At 63.4% G+C, this 9,495-nt stretch carries 6 protein-coding genes and 1 pseudogene; 1 reads left to right on the top strand and 6 read right to left on the bottom strand.

Annotated elements, in window-relative coordinates:
- From J1M36_RS07500 to J1M36_RS07475, 6 genes and pseudogenes are all read right to left on the bottom strand, one after another.
- Window positions 1–390, bottom strand: a pseudogene (locus J1M36_RS07500) (PIN domain-containing protein); the annotation flags it as partial.
- Window positions 391–422: 32 nt separating this feature from the next.
- Entirely contained in the window at window positions 423–638 is a 216-nt protein-coding gene (locus J1M36_RS07495) for a helix-turn-helix domain-containing protein (protein ID WP_367405176.1), read from the bottom strand.
- A gap of 83 nt (window positions 639–721) precedes the next feature.
- Window positions 722–1,963 carry a heparan-alpha-glucosaminide N-acetyltransferase domain-containing protein gene (locus J1M36_RS07490; protein WP_231885585.1) on the bottom strand — a complete coding sequence of 414 codons (1,242 nt, stop codon included), beginning with the start codon at window positions 1,961–1,963 and terminating at the stop codon, window positions 722–724.
- 61 nt (window positions 1,964–2,024) lie between these two features.
- On the bottom strand, window positions 2,025–5,174 hold the full coding sequence (locus J1M36_RS07485) for a type I restriction endonuclease subunit R (RefSeq protein WP_064846674.1): 3,150 nt from the start codon (window positions 5,172–5,174) through the stop codon (window positions 2,025–2,027).
- Window positions 5,171–6,460, bottom strand: coding sequence for a restriction endonuclease subunit S (locus J1M36_RS07480; protein WP_206478987.1), 1,290 nt, complete (start codon window positions 6,458–6,460; stop codon window positions 5,171–5,173). Before J1M36_RS07480 ends, J1M36_RS07485 begins: the two co-directional genes overlap by 4 nt.
- A complete protein-coding gene (locus J1M36_RS07475; protein WP_064846676.1) occupies window positions 6,457–8,445 on the bottom strand; it encodes a class I SAM-dependent DNA methyltransferase in 1,989 nt (662 codons plus the stop codon). The genes J1M36_RS07480 and J1M36_RS07475 overlap by 4 nt, the downstream gene beginning before the upstream one ends.
- A 596-nt stretch (window positions 8,446–9,041) precedes the next feature.
- On the opposite strand from J1M36_RS07475, the gene J1M36_RS07470 reads away from it, so the two are divergent.
- Window positions 9,042–9,485 (top strand): Fur family transcriptional regulator, encoded by a 444-nt coding sequence (locus J1M36_RS07470; protein WP_064846719.1) that lies wholly within the window; start codon window positions 9,042–9,044, stop codon window positions 9,483–9,485.
- Window positions 9,486–9,495 lie beyond the last annotated feature (10 nt).

The following is a 9,495-nucleotide window of genomic DNA, read 5'->3' as shown; positions in this document are numbered from 1 at the left end:
GTTCATGGGGAGCGGGGAACTGGGGTGAGCTACGAGCCACCCCGCCCGGCGACGATGAGGATGGGGAGTCCGCATGTCAGCCACCACTTCTTCGGCGATGCGGACCACGGTTGAAGGGTCCAAATCCAACTGGTCGAGTAAGAAGTCATCCGGAGATCGCACCGCAACGTCATAGGGCTTGAGGGCGGTTGCCGGGAAGTCCTTCTGGTTGGATGTCACGATGAGCTCGGCTCTTGAACGGACCGCTGCCGCCAGCACATGTCTGTCCTTGGGGTCATTGGTCATGGCAGGCACGAGGCTCTCGTAGTTCTCGACCAGAGCGGCCTGAATTGCTTGGCCGTGGCCAGACGCAGTAGTAGATCTGCGATAGGCATGGGAATCAATACGCATGCATCGAGAACCACCGGGAACGACATGGGGATTTACCGGGTGGCCGGGTCTGCCGGGATGTCGAAGTATGTGCCGTGGTTAGCTGCCTCGTGAGTTGCTTGACGGAGACCTTCGCGGCGTGTCTTCTCGAGACGTTCTTCATAGGCGATGAGATCAGTCAGCAAGACTCTGCGGTGCCTTCCGACCTTGGTGAATGGGATATCGCCTTGCTCCAGCAGCTTGACCAGTGTCGGCCGGGAAATTCCCAGATGATCAGCAGCCCTCGCTCTGCCGCAGCCGCTCCCATAGGTCGAACGCCAGAGCGGGTACCGCGGGATGAGGTTGACGCCAGTTAGGAGTTGCGGGTCTTTCCAGGATTGGCATTGCCGCCCCGCCCGGCGACGAGGCGGCGCGTCCCCTTCGCGCAGTAGGCGACCACCCGCTCGAGCGGTCCCTGCCCAAGAGTCCGCTGCCAGATGACGGCGAAGACGACGGCCACCAGTACGTGCACGAGGTACCAGAGGTAGGGGGAGTCATAATGCAGCTCGAGGGACAGGGCCAGCAGGTGCGCCGAGTAGAGCGTAAGGGTCATCGATCCCATCGCGGACAACGGCACGAGCCAGTCCCCGATCTTCTGGCTGATGAGCAGGAACACCCCCAGCACCGCCAGACTCAGCCCGAGGCTGGTCGCAATGGCCAGCGGCGTGTTGGAATGCGGGGTCGTGATGGCCAGCCACCACCCGGTGTCGGTTGGTAGCGAGTCGGTACCCCACACCAGGATCTCGTCGAGCGTGGACTCGCTTAAGCGCGATGCCTCCTGCAATACGGAGTAGCCCCCGAGGCCGTAGAGGAGCACGGCGGACACGAGCTGGGCCAACACGGTGAGCGCGACGCCCACGATCACCAAGCGGACCTGGGTGCGCACTACTCGTAGATCCAAGCGGCCCAGCCCCATCCCGACCAGCAGGTACGTCATGTACGGCAGCGCCGGGTAGTTGCCGGTCAGCAGAAGCTGAGAAAGCGTGCCCGCGGGGTTGCTGAGGACATTGGGCAGCGTGGGGTTGTAATACCACCACTCCGGCAGGACATCCAGCATGCGCTGCATCAGCAGGGGCGAGAGGATCCCGAACCCGGCGGCCCAGATGAACAGCGTCTTGGGGCGGACATGCAGGAACGGGATGGCCAGGATGAAGAACATGCCGTAGTAGAACAGGATGTTGTAGGCGGGAGGGTCCTCCGGCATCGCGGCGTTGACGGTCATACCCACCGTGACGATCAGCAGGGCGCGGACCAGGACACTCACCCGGTCAGCGGTCAGGGCTCGCCCCTCGCGTGGTTGCCGGGCGCCGGAGCCCAGCGCCAGGCCCACTCCGGCCAACAGTGCGAACAGGGCCGCCGAGTGCCCGGAGAACAACCGCCAGGACCAGCTGGCCTCCCCGGTCTGTTCGTTCCACGCGGGCAGCAGGTGGATGGCCATGAGCCCGATCAGTGCCAGCCCCCGGGTGGCATCGATCCCCACCAGTCGCCGCTTGCGCGGCGCCCCGTCCGTTGCGGTTGTCACGTCCCCCGTGCCACCGCGTCGTGTCGTATTCACTCGTACTCCTGAGTTCTCCCCGGCCTCGCGGCCCCCTAACACGTGCTTTCAGGGATAAGCCCTACCCTGCCCGCGACCGTTCCCACAAATCGAACGCCATGGCCAGTTCCACCAGATCGGTGGGCGGGAGCTCCTGGAGTCGCTTGGCGATCGCCTCGGACTGGCGGTTCTGATTCCATACGGAATCCTCCAGCACAAGACGCACCTGCGGGGAATGCGAGAAGTCCGCCCTGGTGTTGTTGCGCGCCTGTTGCTGCAGGTCAGTGTTCTCGGCGGCCTCGCGGACCAGTAGTTCCACCGCGCTTACCTTGTGTTCATCGCTGGCATCCAGCCCCCCGAGGAACCTGTTGACCTTCTCCACCAGCTCGGCCTTGGCCGCGCGTTCGCGTTCCTGCTGGCGGGCCATGCCGGCTTCGGTCATGCCTTGCAGACCCCGCGCTTCGCCGTCTTCCAGTTGCAGGTCCTCGCCCCGCTGCTTCTCGAGCCGGTAGTGGGTGAGGACGACGTCGTCCGCAGTCACCGTCTCGCGCTCGCCGCCGTCCAGCTGCTCGCGCAGCAGGCGTGCCAGCAGATCCGCGAACACGGAGAGCTTGAGGTAGTACGTGTCCCCAAAGTTGAGGATCTGGGAGAAGAACGCATAGGACTTCGTGTACTGGCCCAGCAGGGAACGGAACTCGTCGAGCTCGTCGCGCGCTGCGGCGTCGTCGTCGTACACGGCGCGGGACCAGCGGTTGGTGAACCGCTCGACCGCCGGTACCAGCGCCGAGGTCAGCGCGCCGCGCTTGCCGTTCCTGTCCGACCACGCCGCCCACACCCGGTCGACCTCCGCGGGCGTGTAGATGTTGGCGGCATCCAGCTTGGTCATCTGTTTGGCCACGAGGTCCGGGTCCGAATCGGTTTCGATGCGCGCGTCCTCGTAGTAGTCCTGGAACGCCGCCAGGATCTGGGCGGGGTCGTTGACGAAGTCCAGCACGTACGTGTTCTTCTTGCCGTCCGCGCGCCGGTTGAGCCGCGACAGCGTCTGCACCGCGGCGATCCCGGAGAGCTGCTTGTCCACGTACATGGCCGTGAGTAGCGGCTGGTCGAAGCCCGTCTGGTACTTGTTCGCCACGATCAGGATGTTCTGGTCCTCCTGGCTAAACACCCCGGCCAGGTCCCTCCCGCGCAGTTCCGGGTTCATGGACGCCTCGGTCACCTCCGGCACGGCCGCGTTACCGATCGCGGTAACATCCGGATCCGGCAGCGAGCCCGAGAATGCCACGAGGGTTTGCAGCGGCAGCTTCTCGCGTTCGATGTGCTTCTGGAACGCCCGCTGGTACTTCACCGCGGACGCACGCGACCCCGTCACCACCATGGCCTTCGCGCGCCCGCCCAGCTCCTTCTTCACGGTGTGCTGATAGTGCTTGAGGATCACGTCCACCTTGGAATCCACGTTCGTGGGGTGCAGCTCCACGAACCCGATGTACGCGCGCGTCCCCTTGCGCACGTCCACCTCGTCCTCGGTCGACGACGCCGCAGTCCCCGTCCTGCCCTCGGGCACCGTTTCGGGGTCCGCACCCTTGAGGGCGATCCGGGCGGCCATCTCGTACGTGGTGTAGTTCTTGAGCACATCCAGGATGAACCCCTCCTGGATGGCCTGCTTCATGGAGTACAAGTCGAAGGCCTGTCGCTTACCGTCCGGACCCGGGACGCCGAACAGATCCAGGGTCTTGGCCTTGGGGGTTGCGGTGAACGCGAAGTAGCTGATCCGACGACCGTCGTCCGCCTGTGCGGCCATCTGGACCAGGGCGTCCTGGTCCGCGCCCGGCTCCAGCTCGGTCTCCTCGCCCGTCTGCGCCGCGGTCGGGTCGTTGCGGTACAGCAGGTCCTTGACCGACGACGCCGCGGCCCCCGTCTGCGACGAATGCGCCTCGTCCGCGATCACCGCGAAGCGCTTGCCCTCGAACGTGCCGCCTTTTTCTCGGATCTTGGCGAGGGCGTACGGGAAGGTCTGCAGGGTCACGCCGATGATCTGCGTGCCCGCCCGCAACGCTTCCAGCAGGCGCTCGGTCTTGGAGCCCTCGGAACCGGAGGTGATGGGTTCGAAGGTTCCCGTGGTCACGACCAGCTGATCCACCGCGTCCTGGAGCTGGCGGTCCAGCACCTGCCGGTCCGCAATGACGAACACGGTGTCGAAGACCTTCTCGCCCTCCGGAGTGTGCAGGGAGGCCATGCGGTGGGCGGTCCACGCGATGGAGTCCGTCTTGCCCGAACCCGCTGAATGCTGGATCAGGTACTTCTGCCCCGGGCCCTCAGTCCGGGCCGCCTCGGTCAGCTTGGTGACCGCGCGCCACTGGTGGAAGCGGGGGAAGCGGATTTGGCTGGACTCCGTGATCCGCCCGGTCCGGGGATCGGTTTTCTTCTCGTGGTTCACGTAGACGAACTTGGTGAGAATCGTGATCCACGTGTCCTTGTCCAGGATGTGCTCCCAGAAGTAGGACGTGGGTACACCGTCATGCGACGGCGGGTTGCCAGCTCCGTTGTCATGCCCCTGGTTGAAGGGCAGGAAAAATGTGTCCGCGCCCCTGAGCTGGGTGGTCATGTAGACGTCGTTCTCGGTGAGTGCGAAGTGCACCAGTGCACCTCGATGCGGGGTCAGCAGCGGTTCACCGGCTGGCGTGCGGTCCGTCTTGTACTGCTCGATGGCCGCCTGCAGCGACTGCGTGAAGTTCGTCTTGATCTCGACGGTCGCCACGGGCAGCCCGTTGAGGAACAGCACCAGGTCGATGCGGTCGCTCTTCCGCGTGGAGTAGCCGACCTCCTGCACCACCCGCACCCGGTTCTTCGCGTAGCGCTCCGTGATCCGAGGATTGCGGTCGTCCGCCGGGGGAGCCGTGAGCATGCTGAACCGCTGCGCCCCGGGGACCGAGAAGCCGCGACGAAGCGTATTGAGGGTGCCACCGCCGGCCTTTTCCGACTGCTCCAGCTGAGATGCCAGACGGTCCAGAATCCGGCGCTCGCCCTTGGCCCGCGCGGCGTCATCCCCGTGCTCGGGCACGATCCGCGCGTACTGCTCCGGCTGGGTGTCTTGCAGCCACCCGAGAACGTCCTCGGGGAACAGCGCCCGCTCTTTGTCGTAGCCCTGGGAATTGCGGGAGTGGGACCACCCGTGCCCCTCCAAGTACTCCGCGATCTCCCTCTGGAATGGTTTTTCCTGATGCGGTGCACTCATGCGTACTCCCTGTGCAGACCCTGCGCGACGTCGTCCTCGAGCTGCTCGGCCGCAGGCTTGTTCTTAGCGGTCACGTCGATTTGCCCGGTCACCGCGGCGGTGATGAGCGCGGCGCGCCGCTCGCGGGCGAGGTCGATGACCCTATTGGAATTCGCGAGCATTTCTTGCATTTCTAACATTTCATGATCCAGGCGCTCGACAATCGAGTGCTGATCGACAGTAGGGGGCGCAGGAAACTTGAAATTCCTGACGACTGTCGAATTGGTGGATGCTAGGTTCGTTGACTGTCGAGCCGTCTGATCGAAGTAGATCCGCGCGGAAGTGGACTCCAGTGCATAAACCAAGTACTCGGGAAGGAGTTTTGAGTTACACCTGAAAGCGAAAACATGATTTTGATGCAGGACGGGATCGATTTGTCCCTTCCAAAGGGCGCCGCGGCCCAGTTTGTCGCGATCCCCGCCCTCGGTTAGTAATACGTCATTGGGTTCAAGGCGATTCTCACTTGCTACCGCGGGTGGGACATCGATTTCTGCTACTTCCGACAGGTCCACGTACCCAGCCTGAACGTTAGCCACGCGAAGGTAGGGGTATTTCTGGGTAGCGACTTCATAACGTTTCCCCAGCGTGAGACCGGAATGAAGTACCCCGAGATATTTCAGCGCGACCTCAGGGCACGCGGCGTGCGCGAACGAATTATCGATTATCGTTCGCCGCCGGTCACTGATAAGAGTCTTTACTTCGGCAAGCTGCTTAATCAAAGCATCGATTTCGGCGGTCTCGTGGTCGAGGTAATTTGCAATCTTTTTCATCTCGCCCTCGGGCGGGGTGGGTATGCGGACCCTGGCCACTTCAAAGGAACTCAAGTGTTTGACGGTTGTGGAATACGCCAGGTCATTTAGAACATTGAGAGCGAATGGTAGACAATATTCAAGCCATTTGCTCCAGTATGGACCGGATTCGATGGCAAGCACTCGTTGATTGAGCAATGCGGGCTCTGAAAGACGCCATCGACCAGTATTAAATTCGCCATCCATTCCTACTAGAAGCGTATTCCTTGAGACACGATATTCGGTGAGTTGCGGGCCGTTGTAACGAGTCTCAACATCAGTAGTGGAAAGATCGCGGATTCTAATGAGCGGTTCGCCATCTGTGCCGAAATACTTTGAGTCATACGGCATTCCGTTGATAATCCGTGACACATGGCCGACTCTTGACTGCGTCCAGCCAGCAGGCAGCGACAAAGACCCATCCCGACCCGCGGCGGCTTCTGTCCATGACCAGTTCACCGCTTCACCTCCTCCAAACGCGCGCGGATGCGGCCCAGGACCTCGTCGAGGTCGCGGTCGATCTCATCCAACGGTCGGGGTGGGACGTACTCGTAGAAGTGGCGGGTGAAGGGGATCTCCGCGCCCTCCTTGGTCTTGGACTCGTCGATCCAGGCGTCGGGGACGAAGGGTTTGACCTCGCGTTCCAGGTACTCGTGGATGTCCTGATCCCACGGGACGTTCTCGGTGTCCCGGAGTGTCGAGTCCGGTTCTGGATTCAGGACGCGGTTGGTTTGCAGCTCGCCGTCCTCGTCCCGTTCGCTCAGCTCATTCACGATGGCCTTGAGCACCGCGGGCTTCAGCTGCAGCCCGGCCTCGACCAGGACATCGAGAAGTTCCGACGTGAACGCGCTCTTGTTGGTACTGACCTCACCGGCCGCGCGCTGGGACCGGGTGTGAAGGGCGGAACGGAGCGCGGCGGCGTCGTCCTCGGGGAGCTTGGCGACCGGCTTGGAGGCCATGACGCGCTCGATGCGCTCGGCGGTGAACGCGAAGTTCAGGCGCAGGGGGCGCTCGACCGTGATGGTGCGGTAGAAGAAGTCCTCGGTGCGGAAGATCTTGGAGTGCTGGGACTCGGTGAACGCGGCGTAGAGGTCGGCGATTTCCTTGATGTTCTCCTTCGAGAGTTCCTTGCGCTTGGAACCCACGGATTTGCGCATCTTCACGAACATGCCGGTGGCGTCGATCAACTGGACCTTGCCGCGGCGTTCGGGGGCCTTGTCCTTCGACAGCACCCAGACGTAGGTGGAGATACCGGTGTTGTAGAACATGTCCGTGGGCAGACCGATGATCGCCTCGAGGTAGTCGTTGTCCAGCACCCACTTGCGGATGTTGGACTCCCCGGAACCGGCACCGCCCGTGAACAAGGGGGAGCCGTTGAGCACGATGGCCGCGCGGCCGGCCGACTGGTTCTCCTCCGTGGCGCTGGGTTCGCGCATCTTGGAGATCAGGTGCATCAGGAAAAGGAGCGAGCCGTCCGAGACGCGGGGCAGGCCGGGGCCAAAGCGGCCGGCGAACCCTGCGATCTGATGTTCGGTCTCCACGGCCTTGCGGTGCTGCTTCCAATCCACGCCGAACGGTGGATTCGACAGGCAGTAGTGGAAGGTGCGGTTCTCGAAGGCTGGATTGGTCAGGGTGTTGCCCAGGACGATGTTGTCGATGGGCTGGCCCTTGACCACCATGTCCGCCTTGCAGATTGCATAAGAGGCGGGGTTGATCTCCTGGCCGAGCAGGTTGACCCAGGCCTCGCTGTTGAACTGCTTGATCTTGTTCTCGGCGGCGGAGAGCATGCCGCCGGTGCCCGCGGTGGGGTCGTAGACGTCGCGGCCGATGCCGGGGGTGGTGAGCTCCTCGTCGTCGTGGAGCAGCAGCGTGACCATGAGGTCGATGACCTCGCGCGGGGTGAAGTGCTCACCCGCGGTCTCGTTGGACGCCTCCGCGAACTTGCGGATCAGTTCCTCGAAGATGTGGCCCATCTGCTCGTTGGACACCGCGTCCGGGTGCAGGTTGGCCTTGGTGAAGTGCTGCAGGACCTGCAGGAGTAGATCGTGCTGGGCGAGGCCGGAGATGGTCTGCTCGAACTCGTACTTCTGGAAGATCTCGCGCACGTTCTCCGAGAAGGCGTTGACGTAGTCCCGCAGGTTCTCCTCGAGGTTGTCGGGGTCACCCTGCAAAGTCTTGAGGGTGTGGCGGGAGCGGTTGAAGAAGTTGTACGTGTGCTCGTTGCCGGCCTGCTTGGTGCGGTTGCGGATCATCGCCAGGGGCGGCTCAGTGTCCACGTAGGTGGGGCCGATGGCCTCGAGGACGTCCTCTTTGGTGGGGGCCAGCACAGCGTCCAGGCGGAACAGGACCGTGAACGGCAGGATCACATCCCCGTACTGATGCTGCTTATAGGTGCCGCGCAGGATGTCCGCGGCACCCCAGATGAAGGACGCGTGGTTAAACACGGTGGGTGGCTGCCTTACTCGGTGGGGCGGGGGTCTACCGTGCAGTCTACGAGGGGGGCAATGAGAAGCTGTTTTCTTCGCCGCCTTTTGTGAGCTGAAGGTTCCCGGATCTGGTGCCGGCCGACCAGGGGAACCAAATGGGTCTGGTGCACGAACTCGTGACAGTGTGACCTGCCCCTGTTGGAGACCCTCTGTGGGCTCGCGGGTTTGTACCTTGCCGTGAAGCACCCGGACAGGTAGTACGGCCGCCCGCCATTGGGCGCCGCGGAGGCCGCGGGCGGCGTCGTCGATGGCCCGCGCGAACGGACGCGCCGCTGGACAGCGGGTGGGAACATCTGTGGTGCAGAACGACCAGAAAACAAGGAAAAACCGTGCGGATCGCGGCATGGATGTAGTGGAGAGCGTTTGCCGCGGCGCCAGAGGGTGAGGAGGGGGAAGCCGCCCTCCCCGAGGGTTCACCCTCCCGTCACCCCTACGTCGTCCGGCACACCCCGCAACCTTTTGATGAGTAACTCAAAACATGACATAGTGAAGCTATGACCTCGACCACTCTGACCGATCAGCCCGGGGAACGGGAGAACGGCGGCGGCGCCGTCATGCCCGTGCCGTGGACCGATCGGATCCGGGCGGCCGGACTGCGGGTCACCAAGCCCCGACTGGCGGTGTTGGACGCGCTCGAGCGCCACCAGCACGCCACCGCGGACGAGGTGCTCGCGGACGTGCGCACGGCATTGCCGGAGATCACGGTGCAGTCCATCTACGTGGTGCTGCACTCGCTCACGGACGCCGGACTGTTGCGCCAGCTGGACCTGGCGAACTCCCCGGCAAGGTACGAAACCCGGGTCGACGACAACCACCACCATGCCGTGTGCACGGTGTGTGGGCGCATCGAGGACGTGGCCTGTGCCGTGGGGCATGCACCATGCCTGACCCCGAGCGAGACCCACGGGATGAGCATCCACGTGGCCGATGTCGTCTACCAAGGCGTGTGTTCCGACTGCTCGGCCCAGCGGGCCGGTGCGACCGCGGTGCCCGTCTAGACCCCTGAGC

Source organism: Kocuria sp. KRD140, from assembly GCF_017168375.1.
GTDB classification, from domain to species: Bacteria; Actinomycetota; Actinomycetes; order Actinomycetales; family Micrococcaceae; genus Kocuria; species Kocuria marina.
This window is presented reverse-complemented; position numbering and strand designations above follow the sequence as displayed.

Bases quoted from the DNA above. Each gene is read 5' to 3' on its own strand.
- J1M36_RS07485 (WP_064846674.1), bottom strand. From the start codon at position 5,174: ATGAGTGCACCGCATCAGGAAAAACCATTCCAGAGGGAGATCGCGGAG.
- J1M36_RS07470 (WP_064846719.1), top strand. From the start codon at position 9,042: ATGCCCGTGCCGTGGACCGATCGGATCCGGGCGGCCGGACTGCGGGTC.